Source organism: Bacillus sp. FSL L8-0654 (assembly GCF_038629965.1).
GTDB classification, from domain to species: domain Bacteria; phylum Bacillota; class Bacilli; order Bacillales; family Bacillaceae; genus Bacillus; species Bacillus safensis.
The window spans coordinates 192,303-210,230 of record NZ_CP152026.1 but is presented as its reverse complement, the minus strand read 5'-3'; the positions used below and the strand labels follow the sequence as shown (position 1 = coordinate 210,230).

18 protein-coding genes are annotated in these 17,928 nt (G+C 36.7%); all 18 read right to left on the bottom strand.

Annotated features, from left to right (window positions below; genetic code table 11):
* Nucleotides 1-80 precede the first annotated feature (80 nt).
* On the bottom strand, nt 81-686 hold the full coding sequence (locus tag MHH65_RS01185; protein ID WP_254001536.1) for an ABC-2 transporter permease: 606 nt from the start codon (nt 684-686) through the stop codon (nt 81-83).
* Nucleotides 670-1,545 (bottom strand): ABC transporter ATP-binding protein, encoded by an 876-nt coding sequence (locus tag MHH65_RS01180; RefSeq protein ID WP_034284225.1) that lies wholly within the window; start codon nt 1,543-1,545, stop codon nt 670-672. Before MHH65_RS01180 ends, MHH65_RS01185 begins: the two co-directional genes overlap by 17 nt.
* A 5-nt stretch (nt 1,546-1,550) precedes the next feature.
* On the bottom strand, nt 1,551-1,922 hold the full coding sequence (locus MHH65_RS01175; protein ID WP_003217079.1) for a GntR family transcriptional regulator: 372 nt from the start codon (nt 1,920-1,922) through the stop codon (nt 1,551-1,553).
* Between the two features lie 169 nt (nt 1,923-2,091).
* Nucleotides 2,092-3,219 carry a DUF418 domain-containing protein gene (locus tag MHH65_RS01170; RefSeq protein ID WP_065215415.1) on the bottom strand — a complete coding sequence of 376 codons (1,128 nt, stop codon included), beginning with the start codon at nt 3,217-3,219 and terminating at the stop codon, nt 2,092-2,094.
* Nucleotides 3,220-3,372: 153 nt separating this feature from the next.
* Nucleotides 3,373-3,567 (bottom strand): hypothetical protein, encoded by a 195-nt coding sequence (locus tag MHH65_RS01165; protein ID WP_098677712.1) that lies wholly within the window; start codon nt 3,565-3,567, stop codon nt 3,373-3,375.
* An 18-nt stretch (nt 3,568-3,585) separates the two neighbouring features.
* A complete protein-coding gene (locus MHH65_RS01160; RefSeq protein WP_098677713.1) occupies nt 3,586-4,011 on the bottom strand; it encodes a TlpA disulfide reductase family protein in 426 nt (141 codons plus the stop codon).
* Entirely contained in the window at nt 4,011-4,526 is a 516-nt protein-coding gene (locus MHH65_RS01155; protein WP_268414615.1) for a HEAT repeat domain-containing protein, read from the bottom strand. The genes MHH65_RS01160 and MHH65_RS01155 overlap by 1 nt, the downstream gene beginning before the upstream one ends.
* A 19-nt stretch (nt 4,527-4,545) precedes the next feature.
* On the bottom strand, nt 4,546-5,967 hold the full coding sequence (skfF, locus tag MHH65_RS01150; protein ID WP_268414613.1) for a sporulation killing factor system integral membrane protein: 1,422 nt from the start codon (nt 5,965-5,967) through the stop codon (nt 4,546-4,548).
* Complete coding sequence (locus tag MHH65_RS01145) at nt 5,960-6,682, bottom strand: ABC transporter ATP-binding protein (RefSeq protein ID WP_268414611.1); 723 nt, start codon at nt 6,680-6,682, stop codon at nt 5,960-5,962. The genes skfF and MHH65_RS01145 overlap by 8 nt, the downstream gene beginning before the upstream one ends.
* A 225-nt stretch (nt 6,683-6,907) precedes the next feature.
* A complete protein-coding gene (locus MHH65_RS01140) occupies nt 6,908-7,306 on the bottom strand; it encodes a RidA family protein (RefSeq protein ID WP_098677727.1) in 399 nt (132 codons plus the stop codon).
* Between the two features lie 115 nt (nt 7,307-7,421).
* Nucleotides 7,422-8,186 (bottom strand): ABC transporter permease subunit, encoded by a 765-nt coding sequence (locus MHH65_RS01135; RefSeq protein WP_098677715.1) that lies wholly within the window; start codon nt 8,184-8,186, stop codon nt 7,422-7,424.
* A complete protein-coding gene (locus tag MHH65_RS01130) occupies nt 8,183-9,100 on the bottom strand; it encodes an ABC transporter ATP-binding protein (RefSeq protein ID WP_326355818.1) in 918 nt (305 codons plus the stop codon). The genes MHH65_RS01135 and MHH65_RS01130 overlap by 4 nt, the downstream gene beginning before the upstream one ends.
* 14 nt (nt 9,101-9,114) lie before the next feature.
* Nucleotides 9,115-9,306 carry a PLD nuclease N-terminal domain-containing protein gene (locus tag MHH65_RS01125; RefSeq protein WP_248351624.1) on the bottom strand — a complete coding sequence of 64 codons (192 nt, stop codon included), beginning with the start codon at nt 9,304-9,306 and terminating at the stop codon, nt 9,115-9,117.
* A gap of 161 nt (nt 9,307-9,467) precedes the next feature.
* Nucleotides 9,468-9,824, bottom strand: a complete 357-nt coding sequence (locus tag MHH65_RS01120) for a DUF2200 domain-containing protein (RefSeq protein ID WP_098677717.1) — start codon at nt 9,822-9,824, stop codon at nt 9,468-9,470.
* Between the two features lie 575 nt (nt 9,825-10,399).
* A complete protein-coding gene (locus tag MHH65_RS01115; RefSeq protein WP_327800411.1) occupies nt 10,400-11,818 on the bottom strand; it encodes a PIN domain-containing protein in 1,419 nt (472 codons plus the stop codon).
* Between the two features lie 133 nt (nt 11,819-11,951).
* Nucleotides 11,952-15,062 carry a type I restriction endonuclease subunit R gene (locus MHH65_RS01110; protein ID WP_098677719.1) on the bottom strand — a complete coding sequence of 1,037 codons (3,111 nt, stop codon included), beginning with the start codon at nt 15,060-15,062 and terminating at the stop codon, nt 11,952-11,954.
* 3 nt (nt 15,063-15,065) lie between these two features.
* On the bottom strand, nt 15,066-16,250 hold the full coding sequence (locus MHH65_RS01105; protein WP_098677720.1) for a restriction endonuclease subunit S: 1,185 nt from the start codon (nt 16,248-16,250) through the stop codon (nt 15,066-15,068).
* Entirely contained in the window at nt 16,240-17,760 is a 1,521-nt protein-coding gene (locus MHH65_RS01100; RefSeq protein ID WP_098677721.1) for a class I SAM-dependent DNA methyltransferase, read from the bottom strand. Before MHH65_RS01100 ends, MHH65_RS01105 begins: the two co-directional genes overlap by 11 nt.
* Nucleotides 17,761-17,928: the final 168 nt, after the last annotated feature.

The following is a 17,928-nucleotide window of genomic DNA, read 5'->3' as shown; positions in this document are numbered from 1 at the left end:
GAAAAATCTTCAAAAAAGACCGCTCACACGGTCTTCTAAGCTCAAACTGTAAATTTATAGGAACATCAGCAATTGCTTTCCTAAAACACTTTCCTCTGATAAATCACAGTAGAAAGTCCCCAAGACAGCAAGTAGAAGATCATAATCAGCACAGCTGACCCCGTATATAAAACAGGGATCGATAAATTCATAATAAAATCAGTGATCCCACTAAATTGCTCTGCTAAATAGAGAACAACAGGCGGTCCCATAGCAGATAATACGATAAAGCCAATGATCACTGCCGTTGTGATATAACCAGACTTTAAGATATAAAACAATGGAAACGTACACGCCGCGAACAATAAAAACAACCCGCTGCCAATCGCAATATCTGACAGCGAAAACAGCTTCCCAAACACAAATAATGCAGCGCTTGTCAGCACGATCGCAATACTCATATAGAAAATGGCGCCAAGATAACGTGATGCGATAATTTCTTTACGTGTATAGGGCAAGGAGTTTAATAGAATATTCGTTTCTGCCTTTTCATCATACGCATATGTGTTAAATGGAATGAAGACACTAGCGACTAGAAACGTCAATACTGGATGGACATCCATGAAAATAAAAAATAAGATAAACGGAATAAAAATAAGTAACTGCTTCTTTTGCAAAATCACATCACGCTTAATTAAATGAAACATGCGCAACCCCGCCTTTCAAATAAAACATGATATCCTCAAGCGACGCCGGTTCAATCACAACAGCATCCCCAAAAATAAGTTTCACCTCATCAATCCGATCTGATAATGCTTCAAAACCTGCTGATGTACGCTGAATATGGATAAACGCCTTTTCTGTGTCTCGATCCAATAACTCCAGGCTCCCTTTCACAAGCGTATAACTTTCTGCCACTTCATGAATCGACTGTTGAAAGACCAATCTTCCATTTTGTATAAACGCAATATAATCCGCGATCCGGTCTAAATCAGTCGTCACATGCGTCGAGAAAAAGATCGTCTTATTTCCATCAATCATCAATTCTTGTAACGTGCTGAGCAGCTCTCTTCTAAAAACCGGATCTAAACCAGCAGTTGGTTCATCCATGATAATCAGCTCTGCATGATGTGACAGCGCAATCGCAAGTGAAGCCTTCATCTGCATCCCTTTTGAAAATGTTTTAATCGCTTTATTCAGCGGCAGACCAAACTGTTCAATATATTGATCAAAAAGCTGGTCATCCCAACGTTTATAGGCAGGAGCCACAATCCGTTTGATGTCCTTTAAATTCAATCCTGGAAAAAAAACATTGGCATCGTAAACAAATCCGATTCGTTCCTTAATCTCTTTTTCATGAGTATGATAATCCAATCCAAAGACCTTTATGTCACCTGAATCGGGTTTTAACAAATTCATGATCATTTTAATGGTGGTCGACTTACCCGCTCCATTCTCTCCAATAAACCCTGTAACAAAGCCTTTCTTAACCCGTAAATCAAGATCCTGAACGGAAAAGTCCTTGAATCGTTTCGATACTCCTTTGAATTCAATCACATGCTCCACTCATCTCACTCCTCATATAAGAACTTTAATAACTGCTGCAATTCATCAAAAGATAAGCCTAATTCTTTCCCGTTTGTAACAACCGCTCCAAGCTGTTCCTCGATCACCTTCAATTTCTTCTCTCTCATCACTTCTAAGTTTTGTTCCGCAACAAAAGATCCCTTGCCTACAATCGAATAAATAAATCCCGCTTTCTCTAACTCTTCATACGCTCGCTTTGTTGTAATCACGCTAATTTGTAGATCCTTCGCCAGTTTTCGAATAGACGGCAGCGCTGCACCTTCCGCAAGCTCACCCGTTAAAATCATCGATTTGATTTGATTCGTAATTTGCTCATAGATAGGCTCCTTAGAATGGTTAGAAATCGTAATTTGCATATAAAAACCTCTTTTTTCAGATAGTTGAAACAAAATATTGTATATACACTATATATACATTATATACACACTAAAAGAATATTCAAGCATTTTAAAAAATGTTCTCCTCATTTTTTTAAAATAAAAAACCGCACAGCCCTTAAGCCATGCGGTTCTTTAACAAAATGCTTTACTTCCAATATACCCATTTTCCCATAAGCCACTCCACAGGACCTCTTCTCCATTTTTTCAAATAGAGATAGCTGATGAACAGCTGTGCTGTGTACAGTCCGACAGCAAGCAGCAGCCCAAACATTGATCCCAATTGTCCAAATAGACCAAGTCCATAAGAATAGAAAATCGTTGTACAAATAATCGACTGCGCCAAATAGTTTGAGAGAGACAAACGGCCAAGCCCTGCAAGCAGACGTTTGAGACCTTGAGCTGCCTTCGAATAGTAGAAAACAATAAAGGCTTGAATATACCCAATCGTGAGCACATAGGCACCCAGCGTAATCACCAATTCACTCCAAGGAGCATCAATGAACGTCGCACATTTTAAACCGAGCCCGATGATAATCATCCAAACCCAGCCTTTACGATAAGCCATGCCTCGATCTTCTTCTGTCAAATGACCCTTTTTCCCGATCGCCATGCCAAGCAGTGCAAACGGGCCAACCATGATCGTACCAAAAAGAAAACCTAATATCGGCATAAGCGTAATGGTCACGATCGCCAGAATCATGGTCACAATCATCATATCGTCTTCAACCGTAATCCGGCTGAGCAAAATATCCCCATAATCACCTTTTGCATACACATCGGTTAATAAATCATCAGTTCCATAAACAAATTTCATCATGTATGGCAAAACGACTAATGACAACGCACCTAACACACCCGACCAAATAAGCATTGTTTTAATCCGGCTGCTCAAAAACATCATCAAGAAAAACGTACAAGCTCCATAATAAAGAAGAATGTCACCGTTCCAAATAAAGATGTAATGCAGCATCCCAAGCACAATCAAACCAAAACCACGGCGAACGACAATGGCATTCGTATTCAGCCCCTTGGCCTTCGTCGATTCAATCAGCTTGATAAAAGAATACCCAAACAAAAAGGAGAAAATCGGATAAAAAGACCCTTGGAACAAAATTTCCGTCACATATACACCGAATTCCTGTCCCCAAAAACTCGAATCAAACATTTTCTCAAAATCATAATCATATTGGAAATTAAGCATATTCACAATCAAAATACCTAATAAACTAAAACCACGTAAACTATCAATAAACTCAACCCTAGATCCCTTCAACACGACAGCTCCTTCGGACAATATAAAGATAAAGCATATTTATCCTACCACACTTTTAAAAAAATGGTTTCCATCCCCATGTGAAAAAGTGCGTTTTAAGGTAAATTTAATAAAAAAACCTAGAATCTATATTCTAGGTATCATACTGAATACTTATAACTTATGACTTTCTTCTTCCCGCAGCACACGCTTCAAATAAAACAAAATTCCCAAACCGAATAAAATCAACGCCATTTCCAAGTTTGCAGAAATCGGCAGCCATTTCAGCATCATTAAAATCAGCAAAACCCCTCCAACACCTGCGAAAAAAATGACGTTTCTTTTTAATTCTTTGTTTGATTGAAACAACACTCTCTCCTCCACTGTTTATCCAATTGAATGTTTTTCTAACTTTTTCAATATTCTTTCCCAGCCGGTATCTCCCATTTTTCGATCTATTAACTGCCCCTCTTGATCAAAGAGGCAAAAGCTAGGTAATCCTTGAATCTTATACTTTGCAACAATCTCATAATCTTGATCCAATACAATAGGAGCGTTCATATTCTTTTCCTCTGCATACTCTGAAACAACATCTGCCGATTTTTCCTCTTCTGTATATGGAACATGGACACAGGTTAAATGAATACCCAGCTCATTCACACGTTGTAGGATATGATTTGTTAATTCTTCACAATGAGGACAATTGACTGACCAAAAATAAAGAAGCTGATGCTGTCCCTTAGGTACACTCCTTTGATCTGAAGGGTAAATCCAAGGAAGATTCTCAGGCCAGTTGAGTTTCTGCGTTCCCACTATACATCCCCCTTATCTTTTAGCTGAAAGGCGATGATTTTTCCTAAAGCTTCCTCAGCAGCAAAAGGAGTGACGCTGCCTGTTGGATTTTCTTGTTCTTGTTTTAAGCACTCGTACATGTTTTTTTCAATTTTTGATGGATCAATCCAAGAGATACACCATGATGCCCAGAAACAAGTAGGTCCCTCATAACGTTTAGCAAGTGCCAGAAGAAATGGCAAGCTAGGTTGCCCAATCCTCATGAGTGAAATGGCAGCGGCCATTCTTGTATCTTCTTCGTCACTTTCTAATAGCCGAGCTAGCGGTTCTGCTGCGTCCCCCGCATCTGCTCCAAATTCACCAAGTACCGCTGCTGCAATGTTCCGCAGAGAGCCTTTTTCTTTTAAAGCCTCAACAAGGACGGGCACTGCATCTTTTCCATATTTTCTTAAATCTCCTATTGCTTGAACGATCGTTACTTCATTTGTATTGGCCAATTGTTGAACTGATTGAGACAGCTTATTTTCTGGTTTCATTTACAATCAACTCCTCTTTTTAATGAACCGCACGGTATCGATAACAAAGCACATAAAATCCAGCCCCAGCCACTAGGGATACAATTGTAGTCAACAAGCCATCAGTGATGAGATGAACGATAATAATGACCATAGCACTGATCACAGACGCAAATAGCAAGGATCGATAATAGATGGCCAAAGCAAAACTCCTTTCTCGTCTCAGAGGCTGCATAAAGGCAAAGAGCCGTATGGCCAAAAACCATATATAAACTCCTCCACCAAATAAGATCCAATACAATACATCCTGAATCTCAACCAAATAAAGAGAAATCAAGTAGAAAGCATACAGCCAAAAGGTTTGAAACACTTCTAACAGAATGATTTTTTGATATAAAGCTCCTGGAAAAAGGTAGAGCACTCCTGTTTGTGCGTGTCTTACAATCCCTGCATAATATGAACTAAAAAGAACGGATGCCGCCATGACGATCAAGAATAGATTCAGCCAATCTGAAAAATAAGTAAAGACGACATAGTAAGTACCAATTAACAGCATAGTAGATAACAAATGGAAGGTCCTATACTTTTTGATCAGCAATAATTCAATCCAAAGAAAAGCCCAGATGCCCGTTAATGCTGGAAGTCCCCACCATGTCTTGCCCTTTTTTTGAACCATTGGACTTGATTGAATATGTTTCCCCTCAAATTCCTCCCAAAATACTGCCTCTTTGACTAAAGACTCCTTCATCTCTAAACGATGACTAGCCCTGTACATCATCATGAAAGATAGAAACATCACTCCAATAAAAATAAAGACAGAAAGAATGGAGAACTCTTCGATCATACGTCCAGCTTGAAACATCAAAGAATCAGCAATGTTCATCAATGAAGGCTGTTTCATCACCAATTGATTCAAAACAAGCAGTGCAAAGCTGAAAAACATCAAGACAAAACCGAGTAAGAGCAAACGCTTGTATACTCGAATGGTTCTAGCACAAGACACCGCAATCATCCAAGTTTCGACCAAACATAACAGCCCTGTCAGGATGAGTGATTTGCCAAGCAGAAACGGGTACTGCTGCGTCATAAAAAACAGAAGAAGGTCCACAGCCAAAGCAGAAATAATGAGAAGAGCCCCTCGCCAGAAAATGTGATATATCCACACACTGATAACAACCGTCCATAAAGAAGCGCCATTTCCATATAACCAAATGATATCGTTCATCTGACTAGGCAGCCGATTCGTAAACAAACCAAAACCCGTATAAAGAACAAACAAACAGACAATGATCCATCCTGCTGCAACCGCATTCCAATCACCCATACTTGAAACTGCGCTTAGCTGAAAACCAATTGCCGCTATGAAAAGAAGTAAGATCAGAAAAGGCATTTTCTTTTCTTGATTTTTACTGATCAAGCGCCTTTGAGATTTCATCCATAAAAGGGAGAGTGTGTTATTCACTTGACCACTCCCCCAGAAGTTGAATAACTTCTGCCCTCCACTCAACCTGTTCTTCCTTTAATTGAGGAACATCCATACTCTTCATGATGGCACCGTCTCGAATCAACAAAACCCTGCTAGCGGTATCAAGGACAAACTCCAGACTATGAGTCGACACAAAGACCGAGCCACCTTGACTGCTTTTTTGTCTCAGCCAATCCGACAGCCACTGTTTTGACGGTATATCTAACCCAACAGTCGGTTCATCTAATATAAAAAGGGAGGCATCTTGAACAATGGCCCCTGCTAAGACAACACGCTGCTTTTGGCCTCTTGACAGCCTTCCGCACAGTTCATTCATCTTTTTTTCCATATTTACTTCTTTCAACGCTCCATATACCTTTTCCTTGATCTGTTTTAAGCCTTTATGATATCCACGTGCACGGAATTGAACATGTTCAGCAACCGTTAGGTCTGGATACAAATAGGGGTGATCAGGAATAAGCGCGACTTGTTTTTGAACATGGGCATGACCAGGCGGGAAACCCTCAATGAGAATCTCCCCTCCATCTGGTTTATATAGACCTGTTACACACCGAATCGTTGTCGTCTTCCCGGCACCATTAGGACCAAGCAGCGCCACAACCTCACCTGCTTCGATGGAAAATGACAGACCTTCTATCCCATCACCATTGCTATATCGTTTGCTTACATTTTGAACCTCCATGAATGGCATCAAATCTCTCCTTTTGATTAGAGTGATGTATGCTTATCTATGGTGTGTTATAAAATCAAAAAACGAATGTCATTAGACCTACTAATCTATAACCCTAATATTACCATATAGAGAATAACAAGGTAATAGGAATGAGGTAATCTATTCTATATACAACGGAAAAAGAAAATAGATTATGTACAAAATAAAAAAAGATTGGGTTGCAGTATCCCAATCTTTTATCTATTAACCCAAAACGATCTCCTGACACGCCCAAGCATCCACCTCTACCTTTAAAGCAGGAGAAGCCAATGCCACCACATAAATCATTGTCATACAAGGCAGATGATCGCCTAAAAACTGCCCCATGATTCGTTTCCTGCTCTCAGCATCGAACTCTCCCACGAGATAAAAAACTAGTTTCGTTATATCTTCCACGGCCATATCAGCCGCTTCTACATTTCGTTTCACATTCTCTAACGCTAGCTCTAGCTGCTCCAACGGGCTCACTGGAATTGTTCCATCCGTCTCCATTCCCACCTGACCTGATAAGGTTAACCACCGCTGTGCTCCAGTTGTCTCTATTTGATGGATATATGGTGCAAGTGGCGGGTGAATGGTCTCAGGATTACGTGATGTTCTCATGAATAAAAACCTATTTTCTGAAAATACAGTCAATTTTTATCATCATATCAAACTTTCAACCGTATTCAGACTTTTATGCTCATGGTAAACCTGAAGAAACAATCGCAACAGCCTGCTATAATTCCTGTTTTCTAAAAAGAAACCATCCGATGAGAAAAAAGAAAACAATCAATACCGATACACCTAGAAAACTTGTAAATGCCTGATCCGAATAAGTCCCCTTATGAATCACCTCTTCGGCTGCACTTGTCACGCCTTTAGGCGCAAACTTCCCTAATGTCTCTTCATAAAATGAAGGGACGGTAAACAGAATAAGGTTGATCAAAAGCGACACACCGCCAGCTGTGACAGAACGTTGAAAGAACGCCGAAGCACAAATGGTCGATACCACAATCAGCAATAAATTTGGATAATAAAGAAGTGTTCCTTTTAACACATTGACCCAATTCACATGCCCAAATTGAATGTCCACATAATAAACAGAGGCAAGCACCGCCACCACCAAACTAAACAAAGTCAAACAGGCATAGGCGCATATTTTCGAGACATAGTAACTCATTCGACTGATCGGTTTCACCATAATCATCGCGGTTACTCCAGAGGCACGCTCTCCAGCGATCGTCCCCATCACGATCATAATCAGGATAAACACACCTAGCGAATCAAATTTACTCAATGCACTCGCCAAAGCCTCTCCTGCACTTGGCTCTGGTATATAAAATGTAGACCCTTCAGGTAAATTAGCTGATTTCGATAGAAGATCTGGCAGCATTTTGAGCGTAATAGGCTGCGTAATCATTAAAATTGTAAAAATAATAGGAACAAATAAGATTTTATAGCTAGTGAATAACTCCTTAAATTCCTTTTTCAACATCATCATGCATTCACAACCTTCATGAAAATATCTTCAAGCGTCAGCTTAGATAGTCGATAATGGAGGAGAACACCGCCAGATTCAGTGATGAGACGAGGCAGCTCCTTCAATGCTATTTGTTGATCGTTTACTCGCACCTGATAAGCATCTCCTGTCTCAAAGCATTCCTCCACCCACTCCCGCTCCTTTAACAAAGCCAATAATTTCGTATCCTGTTGTTCTAATTGAAATTCAATCACTGGCTGGATATAGTCTTCTTTGATCTGTTTCATGGAAGAAGACATCTCAATTTTGCCACTGTTGATCATAATAATATGATCTGCCACACGTTCAATGTCATCTAAAATATGGGTCGACATAAAGATCAACATCTCTTGTTTCAGACGCTCAATCAATGTCAGAACGTCTTTTCTCCCCATGGGATCAAGTGCAGACACAGGTTCATCCAGGATGAGAACCTTCGGGCTGTTGATAAGCGCTTGCGCAATGGCAAGCCTCTGCTTCATGCCTCCGCTATAGCTGCCAATGGCACGATCCTTCGCCTCATACACCCGGCAAAGCTTCAACAGCTCCTCTGTTTTGGAGCGAATGATTTTTTTCTCTAAGTGAAATAACCCGCCAACCCAATGCATCCACTCCTGCCCCGTCATATCCTGATAAAATGCAGGATGCTGCGGACAATACCCAATCACATGACTGATTTGGTCCATCTCCTTTGCGACATCCAAACCAGCCACCTTCACGACCCCAGAAGTAGGACGAGCAAGCCCCGTCAAAATCCGGATCGTCGTTGTCTTCCCCGCTCCATTGGCTCCTAAAAAACCAACACATCCAACCTCCCCAACGGAAAAAGAAACCTCTTTTAAAATTTCATGCCGTCCATACGATTTCGTCAGCCCGTGACACTCCAACATATTCAAGCGAATCCCCCCTACTAAGATTGTTTACGACCAAAAATGAAATACGCAATAGGACCGGCACTCGCCACAAACACAATCACCAAAGCCCAAACCCACTTCACCTCTCCTCTGATTCTCGATGGGTCTCTTTTCAACAAATCAAACAAACCAATCACCATCAAAATCGCTTGCAGCAAAATAAGAGGTAAAATCATTTTCACATCCATCCACGCCACTCCTTTTCAAACAACAATTTGTTTTGGTATTACTTCTTTTGACGACATGAAGAGTGAATTAGTTCAAATGGATTTTATTTTTATTGGTCGAATGATCTATAAGATATAAAAAAGCCCAGTGAAGGTTAGTTCACTGGGCTTGCTTGTTATTCTCATGATGAACCTCTTAAAATCTTTTCCATCTTCTTTCCTTTCGCTAACTCATCAATCAGCTTATCCATATACCGAATGTTTTTCATGGTTTCTTCCTCAATGTCCTCTACTCGAACACCACAAATGACGCCTTTGATTAAACTGCGGGAAGGATGAAGCTCAGGAGCCTCAGCAAAAAAGGTTTCAATGTCTATCTGTTTATCTATCTGTTCCTGCAGCTCTTCTGGACTGTACCCTGTTAACCAACAAATAATCGTATCGACTTCAGATTTCGTTCGTCCCTTTCTCTCTGCCTTTGCGATATAGAGAGGATAGACTTTTGCAAAGCTCATTGTGTAAACTTTATGTTTGGTCATGAGTTCTTCTCTCTTTCTTTGTTAAATATTTGTCCTGTATTACCTAGACCAGATGCGTTTGAAATTTCCGTTTTAATATACTTAGCATATTATACCCCATGTGAAGTTATGGTTTTAAATACAACTTATTAACGATGATAAAAAACTTTACTATTTCCCTTTTTATTCTTTTCATCTTTTTTGAAAGCCTTTTAATTAAGAAATTGAACGATACAAAATCCAAGGAATATATCATTGATCCTTCAATCGTTGTAGGACCACCAATTAACAAATAAGAGCTAGTAAACAATACGATAAAACCTATCAAGAAAAAACAATTCCTCTTTTCTCCTTTTTTAAGTATCGAATAAAAATAACATATCCCTTTTGAAAACGATCAATATATTGTAAAGAAAGCAAGCTTGAATTATTGTACCCACTAAAATATCATCGTACGATCAAATCTATAAGATCTTGATCATTTTAGTACAACAAAAAACCTCTAAAGACAATTATATCTAAAGAGGTATCAAAATGTTGTTTTGGAATAAAGATTGATTAAAATCTAATAAATTTCATGTAATATTATAACTTATTCAACAATTGCCTCTCGGAAAGTTTTCAATCAACTTTTCTATTATTAAATCCGTAAGAACTTCTATTTGTTCATTACTTACATGCTTTGTTCTTAAATAATTTTTTATTACCAATCTCATCCTGGCTTTTTTACTTTCAAACATAATCCAATCAATGGTATAATTCCCCTTGATAATTTCAATTATTTCGTCCCGATAATTTTTAATATTATTAAATCTCTCTTCTAATAAAACAATTTCTAAACTTGCTTTAATATTAGATGTTATTTCTTCTATTTCTTCTATTTCTTCTATTTCTTCTATTTCTTCTATTTCTTCTATTTCTTCTATTTCTTCTATTTCTTCTATTTCTTCTATTTCTTCTATTTCTTCTATTTCTTCTTCGTTTTTTGGAGAAAAACTAAATGATATATCAGCAATATTAATTAAATCATCTCCCATAGAAGTAGCATCTATATTATCAAGCTTAATTAATTGAATTTGCGAGCTCACTAAATTTTCAATTTCCACCACAAAATATAAAGAAGTTTTTAATTCATAGGATATACCAGTTTTTCCAGCTTTAAATTTCCCTTTTAATTTAAATTTAAACAATCCATCTCCTACTTCATTGAGATCAATTATTTTTGGTATAATTTCAAAATCTTTAACGGTACATAATATACCGTTTAATTCAACTTCTTGAAAAGCTTTATACTCTAATTCATTTATTAATATTTCAAGATATTCTTCTAAATTATCATATAGCATTTCTAATCTAATTCGAGTACTTTTTTCTACTGAATACTTTTCAATAACTAAACCTAATTGATGCGTTTCATCCTTCCCATAAATCTCTATATTATTACCTGTTATTCTTTTAAATTCCATCTTTAATTCTTTTTCTTTTTTAAAACCTTTGTCAGCTGTGTAAAAAATGAATTCTCCATCATTTTCTTCCGCAAATTCTAGGATAGATTCCCAAATTAGAGCATCCTTAAAACCTTTATCTGACTTCTTATCTTTTCCTTCAAAAGGTGCTTCTTTATTTAATGCTCTTTCTACAATTCTTACAAATTTTTCTTCTCTACATAATGAAAGGATCTTAATACCTCGTCGTGCAATGTATTGGTTTTTTTTCTTTTCTAAAAAAGGTTCATAATCAAATTTTTCATCTATTTTTAAATCTACTTCATAAATTTGATTGAATTTTAAGTAAGAGTTTTTCATCATTTCAATACCTTCATTATAAGATTGTAATTGTTGTTTAAACAGCTCTTTTACTGTAATGTCTGGAACTCTTAATTCGAACCTATCTATAACATCATTTCTTTCAATTTTCCCTTGAAATTCATCATATGTTGAATTAAATTCAAAAATCGAGAAATCTATATTTTTTTTATAAAGTGTGTTTGTATCGAAAATTATATATGTTTTCATTATTTCTACCTCATTGATAAATAAATTATCTTAATTCCCTAAAAATTTACTGCTATTACACTAACTTTTAATAATAATTAATCTACTTATAAAAAACTAGGTATGAAATAAAAATCATACCTAGTTCCTTAACTTACAATTCCAGCGCAAGTTGCTCTGACATTAATTCTGCTTGTTCAATTACCGTTTCAACTGCTTGTTTACTGATTTCTGGTGGGTAACCGTATTTTTTCAATAGTCGTCTAACCATGACACGCATTTTTGCACGTGCAGAATCACGCAGATTCCAATCAATACTCATATTTTCTTTAATAGACATTGTTAGTTCATGGGCAATAATTTTCAAAGTGTCATCACCTAAAACCTGTTCAGCTGTATCATGAGAAGCTAACGCATCATAGAACGCGACTTCTTCCTTGTCCATACCATTTTTCTCTCCACGTTTATAGGCCTCATCCATTTCTTTAGCTAATTCAATTAATTCTTCGATAACCTTTGAAGTTTCAATAGTACGTTTGTTGTATTTATTTAGCGAATTTGTTAGCATTTCTGAGAATTTACGCGCCTTAATTAAGTTACTACGCTGTACATTTTTCACTTTACCGTTTAATAAACGATTCAGTAATTCCACCGCTAAGTTCTTTTGTGGTAAAGCTCGAACATCTTCTAAAAATTGGTCCGATAAAATCGAAATATCTGGATTCTCTAGACCAAGCTCTTTATAAATATCAATCACATCTTCAGAAATAACTGATCTTGAAATCAATTGATTAATCTGTGCATCCATTTGTGTCGCTGTTTTCTTTTTGCTACCATCACTAATGGTTTTCACAATACTTGCTTTTACAGCCTTGAAGAAACCAATTTCATCATTTAGTTCCTCAGCTTCTTTCGTCGTTGCACATAGCGCATAAGCTTTAGATAATTCTGTTACCAGATCTAAAAAGCGTATCTTTTCTTCTTCACCAAGTCCAATCACATAATCCATTGTATTGATAATAGCCTTAATGCGTTGTGATGACTTTTCAGATTTAAAACCCGAATAATCATGACCATACAACATTTCTAAAATTAGTTGATGCTTCTCTAACATGATATCTACTGCAAGTGCTGTATCGACACCAGCCGTTTCACGATCACTGTCAGTATATTGTTTCAATGCTTCTTTTAAATTATCCGCAATACCAATATAATCGACGACCAAGCCACCTGGTTTGTCTTTAAATACACGGTTTACACGAGCAATAGCTTGCATTAAGTTATGGCCTTTCATCGGTTTATCAATATACATCGTATTCATTGCAGGAACATCAAACCCTGTTAGCCACATATCTCGGACAATGACGATTTTTAACGGATCATCATTATCTTTCATACGACGAGCTAAAAATTCACGACGTTTTTTCGTACCGATGAATGGCTGCCATTCTACTGGATCGCTAGAGGAACCAGTCATAACAATTTTAATCGCACCCTTATCATCGTCATCTGAGTGCCATTCTGGTCGGATTTTAATGATTTCTTTATATAAATTAATTGCAATTCTACGTGACATCACGACAATCATTGATTTCCCAAACATCGCTTTTTCACGTTCTTCATAATGGTGAACTAAATCTTGTGCCATTTTTTCAACACGTGAACTAGCACCAGCAACTGCTTCTAAACGTGACCATTTTGACTTTAGCTTTTCTTTTGTTGATAATTCTTGGTCTTCTGTAATATCTTCATAATCATCATCAATCGCTAATCCTTCTGGTAGCTCTAAAGGAATAACACGTGATTCATAGAAAATTTTAACCGTCGCACCATCTTCCACAGCCTGTGACATATCATATACATCAATATATTCACCAAATACAGCTGGTGTATTACGGTCTGTTGATTCTACTGGAGTTCCTGTGAAACCAATAAATGAAGCATTTGGTAATGCATCACGAACATATTTTGCATAACCATATTTCACTTCACCTTCATGGTTTTTTTGTTGCGATAACGCTGCACCAAAACCATATTGTGAGCGGTGAGCTTCATCTGCCATGACAATGACATTTGTACGGTCTGTTAAACACGGCATTTCACCTGTTTTTTCATCTGGTGAAAATTTTTGTAATGTTGTAAAAATAATACCGCCAGATTCTACACTTAGTAATTCTCGTAAAGAATCACTCGATTGCGCTTGGCTTGGTGATTGACGTAAAATATCCTTGGACACCGAGAACGTTTTATACAACTGATCATCTAGATCATTACGGTCAGTTAAAACAACTAATGTCGGATTATTCATAGTCTTAATAAGTTTACCTGCATAAAAGACCATCGATAAACTTTTACCAGAACCTTGCGTATGCCATACGACGCCAATTTTCTGGTCGCCATCTTCTTTTGTTGCTAGTTGTGCTTTCTCAACTGCTTTGTTGACCGCATGATATTGATGGTATGCCGCTAAAATTTTAAAAGTATTTTCACCATCAGATTGGAATAAAATAAAGTTTTGAATAATGTCTAATAAACGATTAGGCTCTAACATGCCATTAATCATCACTTCAAGTTGAGGTTCAGCTGGTCTTGCTAATGAAGTACCATCAACAGTACGCCATTTCATAAAACGTTCTTCATTTGCTGTAAGTGAACCAACGCGCGCATTAATACCATCGCTTGTAATTAAGAAAGCATTGTAACGGAATAGTGTAGGAATCGCTTGTTTATACGTTTGAATTTGATTGTATGCATCGGAAATATCAACATCTTCATTCGTCGCATTTTTGAGTTCCATGACGACAACAGGTAACCCATTTACGAACACAAGTACATCAGGGCGTTTATTTGATTGCCCTTCAATAATCGTAAACTGATTGACTGCCAGAAAGTCATTGTTTTTATAATTTTCAAAATCAAATACATAGACAGAAACAGTGGGGTTATACCCATCTGTTCCTTGTACTTGTATCTCAATACCATCTGTCGCAAGCTTATGGAATTGTTTATTATTCAAAATTAAATTTGGCGATGCATTTGCTACAATTTTTTGAACGGCTTCTTCAATCAATTTTACATCAAGTGTTGGATTAATTTTTCGTAAGGCATTACGTAAACGATCAACTAATACAACATCTTGAAAGCTAGCACGCTCTGGATTTTCACCATCAGGTGCAATATCTGGTCCTTCTACAATGTCATAACCAAGTTCCTCCAACCACTCTAATGTTGCCACTTCTAATTCTGATTCATTATATTTGAACATCCTTTACACCTCCAAATCATCTGGAATTTCAATCTCTCCCGATAACAGTTTAGGGAGAAGTGTGTCGCGAAGTTTTTGTAAATTGATATTTTCTTCTTCTAACAAACTCATTTTTTCATAAAATCTACTAACCGTATTTTCAAAATTTGTTATTAATCTTTCATTTGAATAAACATATTTCAATCGTTTCAAGTCATTCAAATTTATTGCATTAAATACCGCACCATTAGCCCCTAAAATAATTTCTTTAACTAAATTCTCTACAACATTATATAAATAAAATTGTTTATCTTCTTTATGTTTTAATGCAAAACAAGATTGATTCATTGCCATAGGTCTATTAGCCAAAGCCAGTTTTCCCACTGTACCGCGAGCTGTAATAAATAAAGTGTTCTTAGGATATAATTTGCTATTACATTTTTCTAATCCTAAATCGGTGATTGATTTTTCTGTAGTAGTTGTATAAAGATTATTTTTTGCATCTTTTGGTGTAAAAAATGGAATAGTTCCATTCCAATAGCTTTCTTCTTTTGTTTTAGGAGTACCACCGCTTAAAAAATTCACATTTTCAGAAAGATACTTTACAGTCCATCCCTCAGGTATCTCCCCTAACTCACTTTCTACCATTTCCCCACCACTTGATTTATAAGGCTGTCCTTCTTCATTTGGAAATTCAAAATCGATAAACCACTGTTTGAAAAGGGTTTGAGAGAGTTGTTCAAGATTTGAAATTATGGATTCATTAATCTTTAATTTATTATCAAACTTCGAAATAATACTTACTATTCTTTTTTGTATTTGAAGATCTGGTAAGAAAATTTCTATTCTATTTAAAGTTTCTGTTCTGAGACTTGGTATAGTTGTTCCTTCATTATAATAATCAAAATCTATTTGTGACAGATAATAATAAAGATATAAAGGAACCACTTTTTCTTCATTTATTTCAGAGTAAAATAAGGTATCTACTGTCCAAAAAGGTTTATCAATGTACTTAACTTTATTAATACTCCCTTTTCTTCCGATTAAAACAGAGGGCTTATCATATAAAAACTCCTTGGCATACCCCATTACTCCACCTGTTCCTAAAATAGGAAAATCTCCGTTCTTATCTTCTACTTTTTTTTGATTTTTTCCATATTTTAATTTTATAACGTCTTGTAATTCATAACGTTTCAAATTAAATTCCATACCCAATACCACCTAACGCCTTACGAATCTGATTTTCTAATTCCTTCGATTTCGCAAATTGCTCTGATAGTTCACATGTTAAACGGGTCATTTTTTCTTCAAATAGTTCGCCATCATCTTCTTGTTCTGCTAAACCTACATAACGTCCTGGTGTTAAAATATGGTCGTTATTGCGTACTTCTTCAACTGTTACCTCTTTACAAAAACCTAATTCATCAGTATATTCTCTTGCATTCGTACCACGCCACGCATGGAATGTGCCAGCAATATTTTGAATGTCTTCATCAGTAAATTCTTTATGTGTACGATCTGCCATAAATCCTAAATTACGTGCATCAATAAAGAGAATTTTATTATTGCGTTCACGTTTACCTGTTTTTACTTTATTTTTCGATACGAACCATAAACATACAGGAATTTGCGTTGAGTAAAATAGCTGACCAGGTAGTGTTACAATACATTCAACTAAATCATTTTCAATTAAGTTTTTACGAATTTCACCTTCGCCACCGGAATTAGAAGACATCGAGCCATTCGCTAAAACAAAACCTGCTGTACCAGCTGGTGCTAGTTTTGAAATCATATGTTGTACCCAAGCATAGTTAGCGTTACCTTCTGGTGGGATTCCATATTGCCAACGCATATCATCTTTTAGTTTATCGCCACCCCAATCTTTAATATTGAATGGTGGGTTCGCTAAAATATAGTCTGCCTTTAATCCTTTATGTAGATCATTCAGAAATGTATCTGCATTATGCGGCCCAATATTACCATCAATTCCTCGAATGGCTAAGTTCATTTTACAAAGTTTCCATGTTGTCGGATTCGACTCTTGGCCATATACAGATAAGTTGTCAATACGTCCTTGATGTTCTTTTACGAACTTAGATGATTGAACGAACATACCACCTGATCCACATGCAGGGTCATATACTCGTCCCTTATAAGGCTCTAACATTTCAACAAGTAAACGTACGACTGAAGATGGTGTATAGAATTCCCCACCATTCTTTCCTTCTGCACTTGCAAAGTTACTTAAGAAATATTCATATACTCGTCCGATAACATCTTTCTCTCGACTATCTTCATCTCCGACTTTAAAAGAGAATAAATCAATTGTTTCACCTAGACGTGTTTTATCTAATTCAGGACGTGCGAAAGCTTTTGGTAGTACACCTACTAATGAAGGGTTCTCTTTTTCAATTGCTACCATTGCTTTATCAATGAATTGACCGATTTCAGGTTTCTTCGCATTTTCTTGAATGAACGACCAACGCGCTTCTTTTGGTACGAAGAAAATATTTTCCGCTACGTATTCATCCCGATCTTCTTCATCTGCCCATTCATCTTCTTTTAACTCTAAATACTTCTCTTCAAAAGCATCTGATACATATTTTAAAAATAATAATCCTAATACGACGTTTTTATATTCACCAGAATCCATTGATCCTCGTAACTTATCAGCCATTTTCCATAACTTTTCTTCAAATCCTAGATTTGCTGTTGCCATGTTGTTGTCCTCCTGTAACCTATATCTTATCTATGTCTATTATATCATTTAAATCAAATATCAATTGAAAAAATAACAATATATTCTAATTCGCCTCAAACTTAAAATGCTTATAATCTGATCAGTTCAAGATCCTCCTCCCTTTATCAACTGATTTTCAAATATTGA